This window comes from Staphylococcus sp. AntiMn-1 (assembly GCF_001663395.1).
In the GTDB taxonomy this organism is placed as follows: domain Bacteria; phylum Bacillota; class Bacilli; order Staphylococcales; family Staphylococcaceae; genus Staphylococcus; species Staphylococcus equorum.
In genome coordinates this window covers 1154261-1173970 of the sequence record NZ_CP012968.1, presented here as the reverse complement: position 1 = coordinate 1173970, position 19710 = coordinate 1154261, and the positions used below count along the sequence as shown (strand labels likewise).

Here is a 19710-nt window from a genome sequence, read left to right as displayed (position 1 = left end):
GCTCTCTTCAAGGTAAGTACTTTAACGTGCAAACTTTGAAGGGGGTATTTTTGTATTTATTACCAACAAATACCTAGAAAATGATTTGTAGTAAATTAAATGAATAAATTGAAAATATAATCAGTCACTGGTGTGTGATATCGTTTATAATTGATATAATGATAGATATTATAGATATGTGTTGAATTATCGATCTTCTACACTTTTTGATATGGATTATCATTTCTTTTTGATATGATAATATCATATTGCAAATGTAAGAGAAATATTGATAGAGGTGAACTATGTTAACTACCAAGAGTTTAGTAGACCGCTTTGAACTTGATCTTATTGTTGGAGAAGCAGGTTTAAACAAACAAATTAAAAATACAGATATTTCAAGACCAGGTTTGGAAATGGCAGGTTATTTTTCTCACTATGCTTCTGACCGTATTCAATTATTAGGTACGACGGAATTATCTTTTTATAACTTATTACCAGATGAAGAACGTAAAGGTCGTATGAGAAAGTTATGTCGTCCAGATACACCAGCGATTATTGTGACGAGAGATTTAGAACCACCAGAGGAACTTATCGCTGCAGCAAAAGAACTCGACACGCCTTTAATTGCGTCGACGATTGCTACTACACAATTAATGAGTCGTTTAACTACATTTTTAGAACATGAACTCGCACGAACAACATCACTGCATGGAGTACTTGTCGACGTTTATGGTGTAGGTGTACTGATTACTGGTGATTCTGGAATCGGTAAAAGTGAAACGGCATTAGAATTAATAAAACGTGGTCATAGATTAGTAGCAGATGATAATGTGGAAATTAGAGAAATTAGTAAAGACGAATTGATTGGGAGAGCACCTAAATTAATAGAACATTTATTAGAAATTAGAGGCTTAGGTATCATTAATGTAATGACATTGTTTGGTGCAGGTTCGATTTTAACTGAAAAACGATTGCGTTTAAATATTCATTTAGAAAACTGGCATAAAGACAAATTATATGATCGAGTCGGCTTAAATGAAGAAAAATTACGTATCTTAGATACTGAAATTACGAAAAAAACAATTCCTGTACGACCTGGACGTAACGTAGCGGTTATTATTGAAGTTGCGGCAATGAATTACCGACTGAATATTATGGGCATCAATACAGCAGAAGAGTTTAATGATCGCTTAAATGCTGAAATATTACGAAATGGTAGCAATAGTGAGGAGAAATAGGTAATGATGACATTAAATTATATCAATCCAATTGCACTTGAGCTTGGGCCTATTTCAGTACGTTGGTACGGAATTATTATCGCTGTTGGGATACTCTTGGGTTATTTTATTGCTCAAGAAGGTGTGAAACGAATTGGCTTTGATACAGATACATTAGTTGATATCATTTTTTGGAGTGCAATATTTGGATTTATTATGGCGAGACTTTATTTTGTTGTATTCCAGTGGCCGTATTATATTCAAAACCCAATTGAAATTCCGATGATATGGCACGGTGGTATTGCAATACACGGTGGCTTAATAGGTGGATTTGTTACAGGGATTATCATCTGTAAACAAAAAAATATTAACCCGTTTCAAATTGGTGATGTCATTGCACCAAGTATGATTTTAGGCCAAGGTATTGGAAGATGGGGCAACTTTATGAATCATGAAGCTCATGGCGGTCCTGTTTCAAGAACATTCTTAGAAAACTTACATATTCCAGATTTTATTATTAATAATATGTATATTAATGGCAAATACTACCAGCCAACATTCTTATATGAATCTATTTGGGACATTTTAGGCTTTGTTATACTAATCTTGCTTAGAAAACATTTACGTATAGGAGATACTTTCTGTCTATATTTGATATGGTATTCAATCGGCAGATTTTTCGTAGAAGGCATGCGTACAGATAGCTTGATGTTAACTAGTGATATTCGAGTAGCGCAGTTAATGTCTATTATACTGATTATAGTAGGTATTGTGATTATGATTATAAGAAGAGTGAAATATAACGCACCAAGATATAAAGATGTTGGTCCGTTAACTTGGTCAAATCAAAAAGTGAAGTGATAAAATATCATGCGTAATTTAAAAAAGGTTAAAGTTAAAGGCAATAACCCACTTTGGCATATGTATCGTTATATTAGATACTTTAAAATATTTAAACAAACGATAATTATTGAAATTTGCAGGTACTTGCCTCACGTGAAATTAAAACATTGGGCGTATCGCAATTTATTGAAAATGAATATTGGTAAAAACACAGCATTTGCTTTTAAAGTAGTTCCCGATTTATTATACCCAGAGTATATTTCCATAGGGGAAAATTGTGTGATTGGCTATAATACTACAATTTTGACTCATGAATTTCTCGTTGATGAATTTCGAACGGGGCGTGTGCAAATTGGTGATAATACTTTAATTGGCGCGAATGTTACAATATTACCAGGTGTAAGCATAGGATCAAATGTTAAAGTCGGAGCGGGTGCTGTTATTTCAAAAGACATACCTGATTCGGCATTAGCATATGGAAATCCCATGCAAATAAGAACTTAATTAATATTTAGGAGGTGATAATGGATGGCGCATAACGGCAAAGTAATACCAATGAAATTAGATAGTCAATTTTATAAAAAATTGGGAGACCAAAAATTTCTGCACCAAGATTATAAAAAGGCAGCAGAATATTATGGCAAAGTGCTGGATATGTCACCTCAAGATTTTGATGTAAAAGTAAAATACGCGGAATGTCTTGTGAATATAGGACTAAGTGGTAAAGCAGAGCATCTATTTTATGAAAGTATTGCGCAACAAGAGTTAGTAGAAGAAAGTTATTATCAGCTTAGTCAATTAAACATTACATTAAATGAAGCAAATAAAGCATTTTTATTTGGTATAAATTATGTCACGATGTCTAACGATGAAGATTATAAAGAAGAACTTGAAGAAATGTTTGAAGTTTCTTATAATTCAGCTGAAAAAATAGAGATAGAAAGTCAGCTATTTGCAGTACAACTTATTTTCCAATACCTATTTTCTCAGGGAAGATTACCCGAAGCACGAACATTTATCTTAAATCAAAACGATGAAATTCAAGAACATCGCGTAGTGCGTAATTTACTTGCGATGTGTTATTTATACATGAATGAATATGACATTGCTAAAGAAATGTTTGAGCGATTGCTTAGTGAAGATAATACGGATGTACATGCATTATGTCATTATACTTTATTACTTTATAATACGAATGATAAAGAAAAATACCAACGCTATTTAAAAATTTTAAATAAAGTCATGCCGATGAATGATGATGAATCATTTAAGCTAGGCATCGTTTTATGTTACTTGAAACAATATGAAGCTTCGCAAAAAATATTACAGCCACTTTATAGAAAAGGAAAATTCCTTTCCATCCAAATGTATAATGCGTTAAGTTATAATAGTTACTATTTAAACAATATTGAGGATAGTAAATATTATTGGTCGAAGTTGCAAGATATGACTAAAGTAGATGTAGGTTATGCACCTTGGGTTATTGCAGAGAGTAAAATGTATTTCGATGAACAAGTATTACCATTATTACTCCATGACGATAGCCATCATAGGTTATATGGTATTTTCTTATTAAACCAGTTAAAGGGACGCGAAGTGCTTTTAACACAAGAAATTTGGGCAGTTCTAGAATCTATGGAAGATTACGAAAAGCTATATCTTACCTATATTATTCAAGATTTAAAATTAAACAAATTAGATTTCATTCATAGAGGCTTATTGATGTTGTATGGTGTGAAATCATTGAAAAATAATGAGGATTTATTTATTGTATGGATTGATCAAGCAGAAGCGATTATATCTGAAAAAGTAGATTTAACAAATGTAAATGAATATATTGCAGCATTTGTGTATATGTATTATCGTAATGCTGATAGTAAAATAACAAAACAACAAGTAATCGAATGGTTTGATATATCTTCTTACCGTTTAAATAAAACGATAGATTATTTAGTGAGCATATAAGTTTAAGAAATGCAAGAAATCATATATACTGCGCATAATGAATTATTAAACAGGAGGCAATTTAAATGGCTGAACAAGTGGATTTTGATGTGGCAATTATAGGTGCCGGACCAGCAGGAATGACTGCTGCAGTTTATGCATCACGTGCTAATTTAAGCACAGTAATGATTGAACGTGGTATGCCAGGTGGACAAATGGCAAACACAGAAGAAGTTGAGAACTTCCCAGGATTTGAAATGGTAACAGGTCCGGACTTATCAACGAAAATGTTTGAACATGCGAAAAAATTTGGTGCTAAATATCAATATGGCGATATCAAATCAATAGAAGATAAAGGTACTCATAAAGTGATTAACCTTGGTAATAGTGAAATTACAGCTCGCGCCGTAATCATTTCAACAGGTGCAGAATACAAAAAAATTGGTGTACCTGGTGAACAAGAACTTGGCGGTCGTGGTGTAAGTTATTGTGCCGTATGTGATGGAGCATTCTTTAAAGGTAAGAAATTATTTGTTATTGGTGGCGGAGACTCAGCTGTAGAAGAAGGAACATTCCTTACAAAATTTGCTGATAGCGTAACAATTGTTCACCGTAGAGATGAATTACGTGCTCAAAAAATCTTACAAGATCGCGCATTTAAAAACGATAAAATTGATTTTATTTGGAGTCACACTTTAAAAACAATTAATGACAAAGATGGCAAAGTTGGTTCGGTAACATTAGAATCAACAAAAGATGGCACAGAACAAACACTAGATGGCGATGGCGTATTTGTGTACATTGGTATGAAACCATTAACAATACCTTTCCAAGATTTAGGTATTACTAATGAAGTTGGCTACATTTTAACGAATGAAGACATGAGTACAAGTGTACCTGGTATATATGCAGCAGGCGACGTACGTGAAAAAGGGTTACGTCAAATTGTCACTGCAACTGGTGATGGAAGTATTGCTGCACAAAGTGCCATTGCATATATCGAGCATTTACACGATACAATTGAAGCATAAATAAATTGTATCATTGATGGGATAAAGTCATAGATTATAAAAGATTGTATAAAATATCATAGATAAATTCAGTCATAGCTAGAATGTTATACTTACGATCTATAGTAAGTTATAACATTCTAGCTTTTTTACATAATGAAACAACTATAGCGTTATAATATTGATAGATAAAACTACTACCTTAGTCGTTTTTCATGTAAAATATAATGTGATAATATTAACTCGTTAGACTTATATTGAGAAAAATGAAAGATATTGTATAAATGCCAATATAAATAAGCTATTAACAGCGTAGAACTAATTTTGCGATTAAAATAATCAATGGATGGTGTAAAGAGATGCAACGAGAAGAAAAAGAAATAGTAAAGAGTGAATTGTTGGTTGTAACTGGTTTGTCAGGCGCCGGAAAATCTGTGGTCATTCAGAGTTTAGAAGACATTGGATATTTCTGTGTAGATAATTTACCACCGATTCTTTTACCAAAATTTGTAGAATTGATGGGGCAAGGAAATCCTTCTTTACAAAAAGTAGCGATTGCTATTGATTTAAGAGGTAAGGAACTATTTAAATCTTTAATTAAAGAAATGGACCAAATTAAGAGTAACTCAGATGTTATTGTTGATTTAATGTTCTTGGAAGCATCGAATGAAAAACTGATTTCTCGTTATAAAGAAACACGTCGTGCACATCCTTTAAATGAAAAAGGTCAACGTTCATTAATTGAAGCTATTGAAGAAGAACGTGAGTTGTTGACTGAAATACAAAGTTTAGCGAATTATACGATTGATACATCGCAAATGACACCGAAAGAATTGCGCAAACGTATGGGAGATTATTTTAATCAAAGTAACTATCAAACATTTAATATTAATGTAATTAGCTTTGGTTTTAAACATGGTATACAAATAGATGCGGATCTTGTATTTGATGTAAGATTTTTACCTAATCCGCACTATGTTGATGAGTTGAGACCATTAACTGGCGAAGATGAAGCAGTATATAAATATGTAATGAAATGGAAAGAAACAAACATTTTTTATGAAAAATTAATGGATTTATTGAAATTTATGATACCAGGATATAAAAAAGAAGGAAAATCTCAACTTGTTATTGCAATAGGTTGTACTGGTGGCCAACATCGTTCTGTCGCACTAGCCAAACGTATCGGAGCAGAACTCAGGGAGAGTTTTGACTATAATGTGTATGTACAACATAGGGATGCACATGTCGAAAGTGGCGTGAAACAAAAAAATGAAAAGAATTAAGCTTGTACTTATAGGTGGAGGTACGGGTTTATCCGTTTTAGCACGTGGTTTAAAGGGTTATCCGATCGATATTACGACGATTGTCACAGTAGCTGATGATGGTGGTAGTACGGGTAAAATACGAAGCGAAATGGATATACCTGCTCCAGGAGATATACGAAACGTTATTTCGGCATTAAGTGAAACAGAATCAACAATAGAACAATTGTTTCAATATCGTTTTAAAGAAAACCAAGTCGAAGGTCATTCTTTAGGTAATCTACTCATTGCTGCATTAACCAACATCAATAACGATTTTGGACATGCAGTGAAAGAACTAAGTCAAATTTTAAATATTAGAGGACGTGTTATTCCTTCTACCAATACGAGTGTACGTTTAAATGCGGTGATGGAAGATGGAGAAATTGTATATGGCGAATCTAATATTCCAAAAAAGAATAAAAAGATTAAACGTGTATTTTTAGAACCAGAAGATGTTGAGCCAATGGAAGAAGCAGTTGAAGCAATAGAAGAGGCAGATTTAATCGTATTAGGCCCTGGCTCACTTTATACGAGTGTGATTTCTAATCTATGCGTGAAGGGTATTTCTAATGCACTGCTAGGTGGAGATGTTCCTAAATTATATGTTTCAAATGTTATGACACAACCAGGTGAAACAAATAGTTACACTGCAATCGATCATGTGAACGCAATACATGATCATGTTGGTCAGAACTTTATCAATTATTCTATCTGTAGCACCCAATCATTTACTGAAGATGTGTTAAAGCGCTATAGGGAAGATGGAGCATCACCAGTGAAATGTAATATGGATCATATGGAAGAACAAAATATTAAAGTATTTACACATCCTAATTTAGTAGAGGTTTCTGAAGAATACTACGTGCGTCATAATACTGAAGTATTATCTAAAATGATTTATGAAATAGCTATGAGGGAAACTGACACGATTGAATTTACGCGTGAGAAAGAAAATGATAAATAATAACTAAGTGATTTCATTTAGTTAAAGAAGGGACTGATTAATCTATGAGCTTTGCATCCGAGATGAAAAATGAACTGACTAGAATAGAAGTAGATGAAGAGAATGCAAAAGCAGAGCTCAGTGCGCTTATTCGTATGAATGGTGCACTCAGTCTTTCCAACCAACAATTTGTTATTAACGTACAAACCGAAAATGCTACTACGGCAAGACGTATATATTCGTTAATTAAAAAAGTATTTAATGTTGAAGTGGAACTACTTGTGAGAAAGAAAATGAAATTAAAAAAGAACAATATTTATATCTGTCGTATTAAAGTACGTGCCAGAGAAATATTGGATGAATTAGGTATTTTAAAAAGTGGTGTCTTCACGCACGAAATTGATGAAGCATTGATTCATGATGATGAAATGAGAAGAAGTTATTTACGTGGTGCTTTTCTTGCTGGTGGCTCTGTAAACAATCCAGAAACGTCATCTTATCATTTAGAAATATTTTCATTATATGAAGATCATTCTGAAGGTATAACGCAGTTAATGAATAAATATGAATTGAATGCCAAGCACCTCGAACGAAAAAAAGGTAGTATTGCCTATTTAAAAGAAGCGGAAAAAATTTCTGATTTCTTAAGTTTAATCGGGGGATATCAAGCACTTTTGAAATTTGAGGATGTTCGTATCGTACGTGATATGAGAAACTCTGTTAACAGATTGGTGAATTGTGAAACTGCTAATTTGAATAAAACAGTAAGCGCTGCTATGAAACATGTAGAAAGTATTCGTTTAATTGACCAAGAAATTGGTCTGGATAATTTACCTGAAAGATTACGTGAAATTGCAAAACTCAGGGTAGAGCACCAAGAAGTGTCTCTTAAAGAATTAGGAGAAATGATGACTTCTGGCAATATATCTAAATCTGGTGTGAATCATCGATTAAGAAAGTTGAATGAAATGGCGGATAAATTGAGAACTGGCGAACCAATTGAACTGAAATAATATACTTTACAGTTTTATATTTTACCTTGGACTCTTCAATTCTACCTTCGAGAAATATTAGTGGCATTATTAAAAATAAATCTAGTCATACGTGAATTAGTTGTGCTAGTATTATTATAAAATAATTGTATAATTTAATTTTGATTATTAACGCCTCTATAAAGAGGTGTTTTTTTATATAATTAATACAATTTGTGATGCGTAATAGCAATAGAATTATGCTTAAATCCTATTGTTGTTGGAGTCGAAGGAGTGAGTTAATGTCAAAACTGTTTAATAAGCATTCTAAAAATATTATTCTTTGTATAATAGGTACGTTTATTAACGCAATAGGTGTCAATTGTTTTTTACTTGGATCTAACTTAGGAGACGGGGGCACTGTCGGTATATCTTTAGCATTATTATATTCATTTGGATTGTCGCCGGCTTGGACATCATTAATTATCAATACACTCGTTGTATTAATTGGTTGGAAATTTTTGAGTAAAACAACTGCAGTCTATACAGTTATAGCAAATACGTCACTTTCACTGTTCTTACATTTAACTGAAAATATAAATCTTGGTGTGGATAATTTCGTGATTAATGCTGTGTTTGGTGGGGCTATTATCGGTATTGGCGGAGGTTTAGTTATTGCGACAGGTAGTACACTTGGAGGCACATTAGTTATAGCTAAGATAATTAATAAATACTCAGAAATTAAAACATCGCAAGGCATCTTTGTGTTGGATGCACTCGTCGTTCTATCCTTTTTGATGGTACTTCCTTTACAAAATGTGTTATTTACAATCATTATGCTATTTGTAACCGAAAGAGCGACATCGTTTATCATAGAAGGATTTAATCCTAAAAAAGCAGTTACGATTATATCAAGTAAAAGTGAAACAATTAGCGATAAAATTAATGCTTTTACAGGAAGAGGCTCTACGATATTAACTGGTAAGGGCGGCTATGCTAAGAGTGAGACGCATATGCTATACGTGGTAGTGCCACAGTCTCAAGTGACGAGAGTGAAAAAGCTTGTTAACGAAGAAGATGAAAACGCCTTTTTAGTAATCCATGATGTGAGAGATGTTTTAGGTAGTACTTTTATAAATGTAAAATAAATTTATAAAAGTATTGATTTAAAAAAGAGAAACAATTGTCTTGCATAGATTTTTAGCATATTATAGACTACATAGATTACTAGATATATTGAAAAAGGGTATATGGTAAAAGTGGTTAATGAGTTGAGTGTTTTTAAATAAAAAATAAAACCCGATACCATAGATATATAACCTATGGTATCGGGTGATGTTTAGAAAATCTTATTCAAGTCCCCTCGAAGGGAATCGAACCCCCATTTTAAGAACCGGAATCTTACGTGTTATCCATTACACTACGAGGGGGTTAAAAAACACGCTAATACAAGTGTACAAATCTTAGAAGTAACGGTCAATAAGAATATTGTAAGTTTCGTGAAATTTCGAGCTTTAATTTTTGACCATATTTGACTTTTGAGTTAAAATAAATTTATCAATTAGAAATAAGGAGGCAATATTAATGAATTTAATACCTACAGTAATTGAAACAACAAACCGTGGGGAACGTGCATATGACATTTACTCACGTTTATTAAAAGACCGTATTATTATGTTAGGTTCACAAATCGATGATAATGTAGCGAACTCTATTGTTTCACAATTATTATTCCTACAAGCACAAGATGCTGAAAAAGATATCTATCTTTATATCAATTCGCCAGGCGGAAGTGTGACGGCTGGATTTGCAATTTATGATACAATTCAACACATTAAACCAGATGTACAAACAATCTGTATTGGTATGGCTGCCTCAATGGGTTCATTCCTACTTGCAGCAGGAGCAAAAGGTAAACGTTTTGCTTTACCAAATGCTGAAGTAATGATTCACCAACCACTTGGTGGTGCGCAAGGTCAAGCAACAGAAATTGAAATTGCTGCGAATCATATTCTTAAGACACGTGCCAAATTAAACCAAATTTTAGCAGAGCGTACTGGTCAGTCAATTGAAAAAATTGAAAAAGATACAGATCGTGATAATTTCTTATCAGCTGAAGAAGCTAAAGAATACGGTCTAGTTGACCAAGTTATGGTTCCTGAAGCATAACGCTAAAATTAATATAAAAGCTTAATTAAAAAAGACAAGCCACATCATGTGGCTTGTCTTTTTTAATTATTATTCTACTAAATCTTCTAAAGCTATTTTTAAATCTGGATATTTAAATTTAAAGTCTATAGCCTGTAATTTATTTGGTATTACTTTTTGTGTGTCCAATACAACTGTAGACATTTGGCCTAAAGCTAATCTTAAGGCTAATGCAGGTACCCAAGTGAAATGGGGACGATGTGTGACGCGTGCCAATGTATAGCCAAATAAATTTTGATGTTCAACAATAGGCGCTGTAAAGTTGAAAACGCCATGTGCATTTCCGTTGTTAATTGTATAGAGTATGGCTCTTGTTAAATCATCTAAATGAATCCAAGAATACCATTGTCTACCTGAACCGAGTTTACCACCAAGGTAAAATTCATATGGTAGTTTCATCAAAGGTAAGGCACCTCCATCTTCTGCTAGGATCATGCCAAATCTACCAATCACAACACGTGTGCCTAATGATTCAAACTGACGTGCGCGACGTTCCCATTGGTAAACTACTTCTGATAAGAAATCAAATGGGAGCGATTTATATAATTCTGTATAAGTTCGATCGTAATCTGGCTTGTAATAACCAACTGCACTCGCATTAAAGAATACTGAAGGTTTTTGTTTGCGGTTTTTAAACAAGTCGAATAATGCTTGCGTAGACTGTAAGCGGCTCAACATAATTGCTTGTTTATGTTCTTTTGTCCAACGTTTCATTAAGCTTGCACCTGCAAGATTAATAACGATGTCAATATCAGGAATTTGAGATTCCCAATTCGTTTTAGACCAATTAACGTATGTTATTTTTGGATGTGAAGTTGATTTGTCTTGTCTAGTAAGAATTGTTATATGCGCGTCACTTTGCTTGATAGCTTCAACGAGTTGGGTACCAACCATACCTGTGCCACCTGTTATTAAATAGTGTTTCATTATATCACCTCATAAAATAGTAATGCTTTAGACTGTAATGATTAAAAAACGACTCAAGCTAAATTTTTCTGACATAATTCTTTCGAAAATTGTTCAAGAATATGTCATTTAGTCATCTTAAGAAGTATTTAAAATAATATTGGATACCGTTATAATAAGGGTACCTTCGATATTAATTAATCATCTCTTAATTATTTCGAGTATACCCCATAATATACTAACGAAGGTAAAATTTTGACTCCCTTTAGTAGTGGCCTATGCGATTATCGTATAGGCCTATATTTATATGCTAACGTAATTAAAGATTTATAACTATCTTTTTATTTATAAATTGCTTATATAAACGTATCCTTAATAAATTTTTTAATGCTTTACTATTAGATGAAAAGAAATATTAGACTGAAAATAACTAATAGAAGGAAAATAATAAAACTAAAGAAAAGATTACGTTTCTTGGAAGTAGGCTTTGGTTCATAGTTGTCATTTTCAACCATCATTTGACGAAGGCCTTTTTTGTTAGGGTGACCCTGCTGCTCAAAATCATTTAATAAATCATGTTTATTCATATTTAGCTCACATCCTGTTATGATAATAGTGAAACATGTAAAGTAACAATTGAAATTAAATAAAAGTATTGAAAATATAGTTTGATTTAGATTAATATTATACTGAATCATAAAATGTTAAAGCATAGTTGTATTTTACAACAGATATGACATCAAGATAACAGCCATATTAAAAAATAGTTAATCGGTTTGATTAGTATAAAAAATAGTGTAAAATATACATTTGTTAATGAAAGTACATTTAGAATAAATATAAAAGTTATGATATAAATTGAAGTGAGGGGAGCTTATGCCAAAGCATAATCAAAATAACAAGAAAATGAGCAGTTTTGCAAAAATTGTGAGTGCGATTATTGTCTTGTTATTAGTAGGTGGATTAGTTTTTGCCATTTTTGCCTTTGTAGATCATTCGAAACAAGCCGACGAACGTTTAGCTGATCAAAAGCAAGAAGAAAAAGATAAGAAAAAAGAAAAGACTAAAGAAGAAAAAGATAAGAAAAAAGAGAAATCAACAGAAGAGTCACAAGAAACGCAACAAACCCAACAACAAACTCAGCAAGCTCCAACTACGCAACAAACACAGCAGACACAACAAACTCAACAACAAACAAAACAACCTGCAACAGCCGAACGTACAACAGAAGAAGAAAAAGACTCTCCTGAGAAAACAAAAGAAGAAACAACTGAAGAACGCTCTACCGAAGAGCAAACTACAGAGGAACGTAGTACAGAAGAACGCACGACTGAAGAACGCACTACAGAAGAACGCACGACTGAAGAGCGTACAACAGAGGAAAAAACACCTGAGCCATCTACAGAAGAAAAAACTTCAGAACCTTCAACTGAAGAGCAAACACCTGAACCTTCAACAGAAGAAAGAAGTAGTCAAGCTGACACACAAGAAAGATCAACACAAAATAGTAACTCGAATTCATCAGAAGAAGATTAACGTTGTTCATAACGGTTTAGTAAATATAGTTGTATAAGCTATTAAAAAGAAGCACTCGTTCTCACGGGTGCTTCTTTTATATTGTCAACAAAGACTACGACTTTGCTAGCGTTTTTCTATGCTATTTCTGCAGTCATAGCCTTAGTCTATAGTATTCAGCTAGGATTTTTCTTGAAGGAGTCAGACCAAAGCGTTGTCATTTTTTAAACCAATCAATCATTCATCATTAGTAATTAGTTGACCCCTTATAAAGACAAACGCAGACTTTATTTTAATTAACTTGAAGGGCAGGGTGCTTATAATTTCAAATAAAATAAAAGCTAATGTGAATCAAATTGAATTAAAATAGGAAGTTTAATAAGAAAGTAAGGAGCGATGACAAGAGTATTAAGGTAATGCAACCACTCAAACAACCGAATGGGCCACAACCACAACCGATATTTTTTGTATAATTATATGATTGGTGTTGGTGTGTACCAGCGTATGGTTTTTGACTATGCTTATTAAAATGATCTGGGTCCTTATATCGTTGGTCATCCGGATCGATAACCTCTGGTTGATCTTTTTGTGACATAGTTTTTCCTCCAAAATAGTATTATAAAACTATTTTAATGATAATAGGACAACCATTCAATCATTCACGCTTGTAAAAGCATAAGAATGTGAATAATATGTGTTTATATTATAATATGTACTATTAAAAAATAATAAGTATGAATGATTAATTGATGTTTTTAACGGGTATTAAATTATTGTAGGTAGTTACAAAAGTAACAAAAATTTTAATGGTCAATAGTTAATAATTAATAGATAGGTATTTCTCTTGCAATTTTAAAAATATAGTAGTAGTATTGCTGTTATAAGAGGTTATATTTTTTTGTCCCACCAGGGACGTAAAAAGTCAATCTATGGTTAGAACTTGACCCTTTAAATGGAAATGGAGGTGGATAGTAGTGAAGGACTTGATAAAAATTCAACAAAAGTTAGTTCCAGAAATTGTTGAAAAGATGTATCGTCGTTTTTCAATACTCACTACTATCTCCAAGCATCAACCCGTAGGTAGACGAAGTTTAAGTGAATACATGGATTTGACTGAACGTGTACTGCGTTCAGAAACAGATATATTGAAGAAACAAGAACTTATCAAAGTTAAACCAACAGGTATGGAAATAACTGAAGCAGGTGAAACAACGATTTGTCAATTGAATAGCTATTTCAATATTTATTCAGACGATCATCATCTTGCGCAAGTTATTAAAGAGCAGTACAACATCAAAGAGGTTTACGTCATACCTGGCGATTCAGATGCTGATAAAACAGTTAAGATTGAGTTGTCACGTCAGGCGGGACAACTTGTAGAAGATGTTCTTTACGAACATGCAATAGTTTCTGTGACTGGTGGTTCAACGATGGCATATGTCAGCGAAGCCATGCACAAGCAACCGTACAATGTATTATTCGTACCTGCACGTGGAGGACTTGGTGAAAATGTTGTATATCAAGCGAATACGATTGCTGCAAGTATGGCGCAGCAAACGAACGGTGATTATACAACACTATATGTACCAGATAATGTAAGTGAGACAACATATAATACGCTTATGTTAGAACCATCAGTTATCCATTCACTTGAGAAAATTAAGGAATCCAATATTACGATCCACGGCATTGGTGATGCGCTGAAGATGGCGCGAAGACGTCAATCACCTAGTGAAGTTATAGAGAAACTTCAACATCACAATGCCTCGGGAGAAGCATTTGGATATTATTTCGATGATCAAGGTGACATTGTCCATAAAGTGAAAACGATTGGACTACAATTAGAAGATCTTGAGTCGAAGAAGTTTATCTTTGCCGTAGCTGGGGGTAAATCAAAAGGAGAAGCTATTAAAGCTTACCTTTCAATTGCACCCAATAACACTGTATTAATCACAGACGAAGCTGCGGCAAGAGTAATCGCAAAACAATAGTAATAAAAGGTGAAATACACTTTTTAAATATCATTTTAAAGGAGGCCATTATAATGGCAGTTAAAGTAGCAATTAATGGTTTTGGTAGAATTGGACGTTTAGCATTTAGAAGAATTCAAGACGTAGAAGGTATTGACGTAGTAGCAGTTAACGATTTAACAGATGACGAAATGTTAGCTCATTTATTAAAATATGACACTACACAAGGTCGCTTCACAGGAGAAGTTGAAGTAGAAAAAGACGGATTCCGTGTAAATGGACAAGAAGTTAAATCATTCTCAGAACCTGAACCAAGTAAATTACCTTGGAAAGATTTAGACATCGATGTTGTTTTAGAATGTACTGGTTTCTTCGCTGATAAAGAAAAAGCAGAAGCTCACATTGACGCTGGCGCTAAAAAAGTATTAATCTCTGCACCAGCAACAGGCGACTTAAAAACAATCGTTTATAACACTAACCACAGTGAATTAGATGGTTCAGAAACAGTTGTTTCAGGTGCTTCATGTACTACTAACTCATTAGCTCCAGTAGCTAAAGTTTTAAATGACGACTTCGGCTTAGTTGAAGGTTTCATGACTACTATTCACGCATATACTGGTGACCAAAGTACTCAAGATGCTCCACACAGAAAAGGCGACAAACGCCGTGCACGTGCAGCTGCTGAAAACATCATCCCTAACTCAACAGGTGCTGCTAAAGCAATTGGTTTAGTAATCCCTGAAATCGATGGTAAATTAGACGGTGGCGCTCAACGTGTTCCAGTTGCTACTGGTTCATTAACTGAACTTACAGTTGTATTAGAAAAAGACGTAAGCGTTGAAGACGTTAACGCAGCAATGAAAAATGCTTCAGACGAATCATTTGGTTACACTGAAGACGAAATCGTTTCTTCTGACGTAATCGGTATGACTTACGGTTCATTATTCGATGCAACGCAAACTCGTGTTATGACAGTTGGAGATCACCAATTAGTTAAAATAGCTGCTTGGTATGATAACGAAATGTCTTACACTTCACAATTAGTTCGTACTTTAGAATATTTAGCTGACCAATCTAAATAATTCGGATTAAAAAATTAATTTAACAAGCTTAAATGTTGTTAAATTTAAACAATAAGCTTAGGAGTAAGCGGGGAGCACATCGCTTCTCCGCTTATTTTACTTTATTGTTCCATTCAGAGGAGGAAGCTTATATGGCTAAAAAAATTGTAACTGACATAGAATTAAAAGGTAAAACTGTACTTGTACGTGCAGATTTTAACGTACCAATGAAAGACGGCGAAATCACTGATGATAACCGTATCGTTCAAGCATTACCAACAATAAAACATATTATTGAGCAAGGTGGAAAAGTAGTATTATTCTCTCACCTAGGTAAAGTTAAAGAAGAAAGTGATAAAGCAGAATTAACTTTAAAACCAGTGGCTACAGCATTAACAGAAAAATTAGGTAAAGATGTTGTGTTTGTACCTGAAACACGCGGTGAAAAACTAGAAGAATCTGTTAAAGCACTTAACGAAGGTGATGTACTTTTAGTTGAAAATACACGTTATGAAGACGTTGAGGGTAAAAAAGAATCTAAAAATGATTCTGACTTAGGCAAATACTGGGCTTCACTTGGCGATGTATTCGTAAATGATGCTTTTGGTACAGCTCACCGTGAGCACGCGTCTAACGTTGGTATCGCATCTAATTTAGAAACAGTTGCAGGATTCTTAATGGAAAAAGAAATTAAATATATCGGTGGCGTAGTTGAAAACCCTGATAAACCTGTAGTTGCAATTTTAGGTGGCGCTAAAGTTTCTGACAAAATTGGTGTCATCACGAACTTATTGAAAATTGCTGACAAAGTACTTATCGGTGGCGGAATGTCGTACACATTCTTCAAAGCGCAAGGTAAAGAAATTGGCTTATCATTATTAGAAGAAGATAAAGTTGACTTTGCTAAAGAATTATTAGACCGTGCTGGCGATCAAATTGTATTACCAGTAGATTGTAAAATTGCTAAAGAATTCTCAAATGACGCTGAAATCACAGAAGTATCTATTGATGATATCCCAGCTGATCAAGAAGCAATGGATGTTGGTCCGAAAACAGTAGAATTATTTAAAGAACAATTACAAGGTGCGCATACAGTTATATGGAACGGACCAATGGGTGTATTTGAATTAAGTAACTTTGCTAAAGGTACGATTGGTATTTGTGAAGCAATCGCTGAATTAAAAGATGCTAACACAATTATCGGTGGCGGCGATTCAGCTGCAGCAGCAATTTCATTAGGATATGCAGATGACTTCAGTCACATTTCAACTGGTGGCGGCGCTTCATTAGAATACCTTGAAGGTAAAGAGCTACCGGGCGTTATCGCAATTGCTAACAAATAATTGCACGACTAAATATGCAAGACATGATTATAGTGTTTAAAATATTAATCATAAATTACTAATAGGAGTGTTATATAATGAGAAAACCAATTATCGCAGGTAACTGGAAAATGAATAAAACAGTTCAAGAAGCTAAAGATTTCGTTAATGCATTACCAACATTACCAGATACTAAAGAAGTAGAATCTGTAATTTGTGCACCAGCAATTCAATTAGACGCATTAGTTACTTTGGTAAATGATGGTAAAGCACAAGGATTACAAATCGGTGCTCAAAATGCTTACTTCGAAGATAATGGCGCATTTACTGGTGAAACTTCTCCAGCTGCATTAGCAGACCTTGGTGTTAAATATGTTGTTATTGGACATTCAGAACGTCGTGAAATCTTCAAAGAAACTGACGAAGACATTAACAAAAAAGCACATGCTGTATTTAACCATGGCATGACACCAATCATTTGTGTTGGCGAAACTGATGAAGAACGCGAAAGTGGAAAAGCAAACGAAGTTGTAGGCAACCAAGTGAAAAAAGCAGTAGAAGGTTTATCTGAAGAGCAATTACAACAAGTAGTTATTGCTTATGAACCAATCTGGGCTATCGGTACTGGTAAATCATCAACTTCTGAAGATGCTAATGAAATGTGTGCATTTGTAAGAGAAACAGTTGCTGAGTTATCTAGTCAAACAGTAGCAGATGCAACTCGTATTCAATATGGTGGTAGTGTTAAACCTAACAACATTAAAGAATACATGGCTCAATCAGACATAGATGGCGCATTAGTAGGCGGCGCATCACTTAAAGTGGATGATTTTGTACAATTGTTAGAAGGTGCAAAATAATATGGCGAAACAACCAACTGCATTAATTATTTTAGATGGTTTTGCAAACAGAGAAACAGAACATGGTAATGCTGTAAAACTAGCTAATAAGCCTAATTTCGACCGTTACTACAGTAAATACCCAACAACGCAAATCGAAGCAAGTGGTTTAGATGTTGGTCTTCCTGAAGGTCAAATGGGTAATTCAGAAGTTGGTCATATGAATATTGGTGCTGGACGTGTAGTTTATCAAAGTTTAACGCGTATCAATAAATCTATCGAAGACGGTGATTTCTTTGATAATGAAGTATTAAACAACGCAATTCAACACGTTAAAGACAATAATTCAGCGCTACATCTCTTTGGCTTATTATCTGATGGTGGTGTTCATAGTCATTATAAACACTTATTCGCATTATTAGAATTAGCTAAAAAGCAAGGTGTTGAGAAAGTCTATGTTCACGCATTCTTAGATGGACGTGACGTAGATCAAAAATCATCACTAAAATATATCGAAGAAACGCAAGCTAAATTCGATGAACTTGGCATTGGCCAATTTGCATCTGTTTCAGGGCGTTATTACGCAATGGATCGTGATAAACGTTGGGATAGAGAAGAAAAAGCTTATAATGCAATCCGTAATTTTAAAGGTGAAACTTTTGAATCAGCTAAAGCTGGTGTCGAAGCTAACTACGAGAAAGATTTAACAGACGAGTTTGTTGAACCATTTATCGTAAAAGATCAAAATGACGGTGTGAATGATGGCGACGCAGTTGTTTTTTATAACTTCCGTCCAGACAGAGCAGGACAACTTTCTGAAATATTTACAGACAAAGCTTTCGAAGGTTTCAAAGTTGAACAAATTGACGATTTATTTTATGCAACATTTACAAAATATAACGACAATGTGAAAGCAGAAATCGTTTTTGAAAAAGTTGATTTAACAAATACTATCGGTGAAGTTGTTCAAAACAATGGTTTAAAACAATTGCGTATTGCAGAAACAGAAAAATTCCCACATGTCACTTATTTCATGAGTGGTGGACGTAATGCTGAATTTGAAGGTGAACGTCGTCGTCTAATCGACTCACCAAAAGTTGCAACTTACGACCTTAAACCAGAAATGAGTGCATACGAAGTTAAAGATGCATTAATTGAAGAATTAAATAAAGGTGACTTAGATTTAATCTTATTAAACTTTGCTAACCCTGACATGGTTGGACACAGTGGTATGCTTGAACCAACGATTAAAGCAATAGAAGCTGTAGACGAATGTCTAGGCGAAGTGGTTGATAAGATTACAGAAATGGGTGGTCATGCTATCGTTACTGCAGATCATGGTAACTCAGACATGGTATTAACAGATGATGATCAACCTATGACTACACATACGACGAATCCAGTTCCAGTTATCGTTACTAAAGAAGGCGTAATATTGCGTGAAACGGGTCGTCTAGGTGACTTAGCACCAACATTATTAGATTTACTCAATGTAAACCAACCAGAAGATATGACTGGTGAATCATTAATCAATCATTAATTTAATGAATTAAAATTTAGAGTGAAAATTGATGCTATAAATTAAGATAGAAGGGTTTCTTATTCTGATAATTTGTAGCATCTATAAACAACACAAGAGAATTAAATTACTTTGTATTTATAGTATTTAAAG

General features: G+C 33.8%; 20 protein-coding genes and 1 tRNA gene. 17 read left to right on the top strand and 4 right to left on the bottom strand.

The genetic code is table 11. From position 1 onward, the window contains the following. Nucleotides 1–284: 284 nt before the first annotated feature. From hprK to AOB58_RS05765, 9 genes are all read left to right on the top strand, one after another. On the top strand, nucleotides 285–1220 hold the full coding sequence (gene hprK, locus AOB58_RS05805) for an HPr(Ser) kinase/phosphatase (RefSeq protein WP_002508270.1): 936 nt from the start codon (nucleotides 285–287) through the stop codon (nucleotides 1218–1220). A gap of 3 nt (nucleotides 1221–1223) precedes the next feature. Further along, nucleotides 1224–2060 carry a prolipoprotein diacylglyceryl transferase gene (lgt, locus tag AOB58_RS05800; protein ID WP_021339458.1) on the top strand — a complete coding sequence of 279 codons (837 nt, stop codon included), beginning with the start codon at nucleotides 1224–1226 and terminating at the stop codon, nucleotides 2058–2060. A gap of 9 nt (nucleotides 2061–2069) precedes the next feature. Further along, the gene (locus AOB58_RS05795; protein ID WP_021339459.1) at nucleotides 2070–2546 is read left to right on the top strand and encodes an acyltransferase; all 477 of its coding nucleotides are present in this window, start codon (nucleotides 2070–2072) and stop codon (nucleotides 2544–2546) included. Nucleotides 2547–2570: 24 nt separating this feature from the next. Beyond that, nucleotides 2571–4007, top strand: a complete 1437-nt coding sequence (locus AOB58_RS05790) for a tetratricopeptide repeat protein (RefSeq protein ID WP_002508267.1) — start codon at nucleotides 2571–2573, stop codon at nucleotides 4005–4007. A 65-nt stretch (nucleotides 4008–4072) separates the two neighbouring features. After that, complete coding sequence (gene trxB / locus AOB58_RS05785) at nucleotides 4073–5017, top strand: thioredoxin-disulfide reductase (protein ID WP_002508266.1); 945 nt, start codon at nucleotides 4073–4075, stop codon at nucleotides 5015–5017. Between the two features lie 338 nt (nucleotides 5018–5355). After that, entirely contained in the window at nucleotides 5356–6282 is a 927-nt protein-coding gene (gene rapZ, locus AOB58_RS05780) for an RNase adapter RapZ (protein WP_002508265.1), read from the top strand. After that, nucleotides 6269–7267 (top strand): gluconeogenesis factor YvcK family protein, encoded by a 999-nt coding sequence (locus AOB58_RS05775; protein ID WP_021339460.1) that lies wholly within the window; start codon nucleotides 6269–6271, stop codon nucleotides 7265–7267. Before rapZ ends, AOB58_RS05775 begins: the two co-directional genes overlap by 14 nt. Nucleotides 7268–7311: 44 nt before the next feature. Continuing rightward, nucleotides 7312–8259, top strand: a complete 948-nt coding sequence (whiA, locus tag AOB58_RS05770) for a DNA-binding protein WhiA (protein WP_002512107.1) — start codon at nucleotides 7312–7314, stop codon at nucleotides 8257–8259. A gap of 260 nt (nucleotides 8260–8519) precedes the next feature. Next, nucleotides 8520–9365 (top strand): YitT family protein, encoded by an 846-nt coding sequence (locus tag AOB58_RS05765; protein ID WP_064783069.1) that lies wholly within the window; start codon nucleotides 8520–8522, stop codon nucleotides 9363–9365. A 210-nt stretch (nucleotides 9366–9575) separates the two neighbouring features. Here AOB58_RS05765 and AOB58_RS05760 read toward each other — a convergent pair. After that, a tRNA-Arg gene (locus AOB58_RS05760) sits at nucleotides 9576–9647 on the bottom strand. A 154-nt stretch (nucleotides 9648–9801) separates the two neighbouring features. On the opposite strand from AOB58_RS05760, the gene clpP reads away from it, so the two are divergent. After that, complete coding sequence (gene clpP, locus AOB58_RS05755) at nucleotides 9802–10386, top strand: ATP-dependent Clp endopeptidase proteolytic subunit ClpP (protein ID WP_002508260.1); 585 nt, start codon at nucleotides 9802–9804, stop codon at nucleotides 10384–10386. Between the two features lie 69 nt (nucleotides 10387–10455). Here clpP and AOB58_RS05750 read toward each other — a convergent pair whose 3' ends face one another. Then, nucleotides 10456–11352: a TIGR01777 family oxidoreductase gene (locus tag AOB58_RS05750; protein ID WP_002508259.1), complete on the bottom strand. Its 897-nt coding sequence runs from the start codon at nucleotides 11350–11352 to the stop codon at nucleotides 10456–10458. Nucleotides 11353–11729: 377 nt separating this feature from the next. Beyond that, entirely contained in the window at nucleotides 11730–11918 is a 189-nt protein-coding gene (locus AOB58_RS05745; RefSeq protein WP_002512176.1) for a hypothetical protein, read from the bottom strand. Nucleotides 11919–12207: 289 nt separating this feature from the next. On the opposite strand from AOB58_RS05745, the gene AOB58_RS05740 reads away from it, so the two are divergent. Together AOB58_RS05740 and AOB58_RS13960 are read left to right on the top strand one after the other, a co-directional pair. Further along, the gene (locus tag AOB58_RS05740) at nucleotides 12208–12867 is read left to right on the top strand and encodes a DUF4887 domain-containing protein (RefSeq protein WP_021339864.1); all 660 of its coding nucleotides are present in this window, start codon (nucleotides 12208–12210) and stop codon (nucleotides 12865–12867) included. An 81-nt stretch (nucleotides 12868–12948) separates the two neighbouring features. Beyond that, nucleotides 12949–13074: a hypothetical protein gene (locus AOB58_RS13960; RefSeq protein WP_257737066.1), complete on the top strand. Its 126-nt coding sequence runs from the start codon at nucleotides 12949–12951 to the stop codon at nucleotides 13072–13074. A 133-nt stretch (nucleotides 13075–13207) separates the two neighbouring features. Here the strand turns inward: AOB58_RS13960 and AOB58_RS05735 are convergent, their stop codons facing one another. Further along, entirely contained in the window at nucleotides 13208–13441 is a 234-nt protein-coding gene (locus AOB58_RS05735) for a hypothetical protein (RefSeq protein ID WP_002508257.1), read from the bottom strand. 379 nt (nucleotides 13442–13820) lie between these two features. On the opposite strand from AOB58_RS05735, the gene AOB58_RS05730 reads away from it, so the two are divergent. From AOB58_RS05730 to gpmI, 5 genes are all read left to right on the top strand, one after another. Next, entirely contained in the window at nucleotides 13821–14837 is a 1017-nt protein-coding gene (locus AOB58_RS05730; protein WP_064783068.1) for a sugar-binding transcriptional regulator, read from the top strand. Between the two features lie 53 nt (nucleotides 14838–14890). Continuing rightward, nucleotides 14891–15898, top strand: coding sequence for a type I glyceraldehyde-3-phosphate dehydrogenase (gene gap, locus AOB58_RS05725; protein ID WP_002508255.1), 1008 nt, complete (start codon nucleotides 14891–14893; stop codon nucleotides 15896–15898). Nucleotides 15899–16029: 131 nt separating this feature from the next. Beyond that, the gene (locus AOB58_RS05720) at nucleotides 16030–17220 is read left to right on the top strand and encodes a phosphoglycerate kinase (protein ID WP_002508254.1); all 1191 of its coding nucleotides are present in this window, start codon (nucleotides 16030–16032) and stop codon (nucleotides 17218–17220) included. Between the two features lie 77 nt (nucleotides 17221–17297). Further along, nucleotides 17298–18059: a triose-phosphate isomerase gene (tpiA, locus tag AOB58_RS05715; RefSeq protein WP_002508253.1), complete on the top strand. Its 762-nt coding sequence runs from the start codon at nucleotides 17298–17300 to the stop codon at nucleotides 18057–18059. 1 nt (nucleotide 18060) lies between these two features. After that, nucleotides 18061–19578: a 2,3-bisphosphoglycerate-independent phosphoglycerate mutase gene (gene gpmI, locus AOB58_RS05710; RefSeq protein ID WP_064783067.1), complete on the top strand. Its 1518-nt coding sequence runs from the start codon at nucleotides 18061–18063 to the stop codon at nucleotides 19576–19578. Nucleotides 19579–19710: the final 132 nt, after the last annotated feature.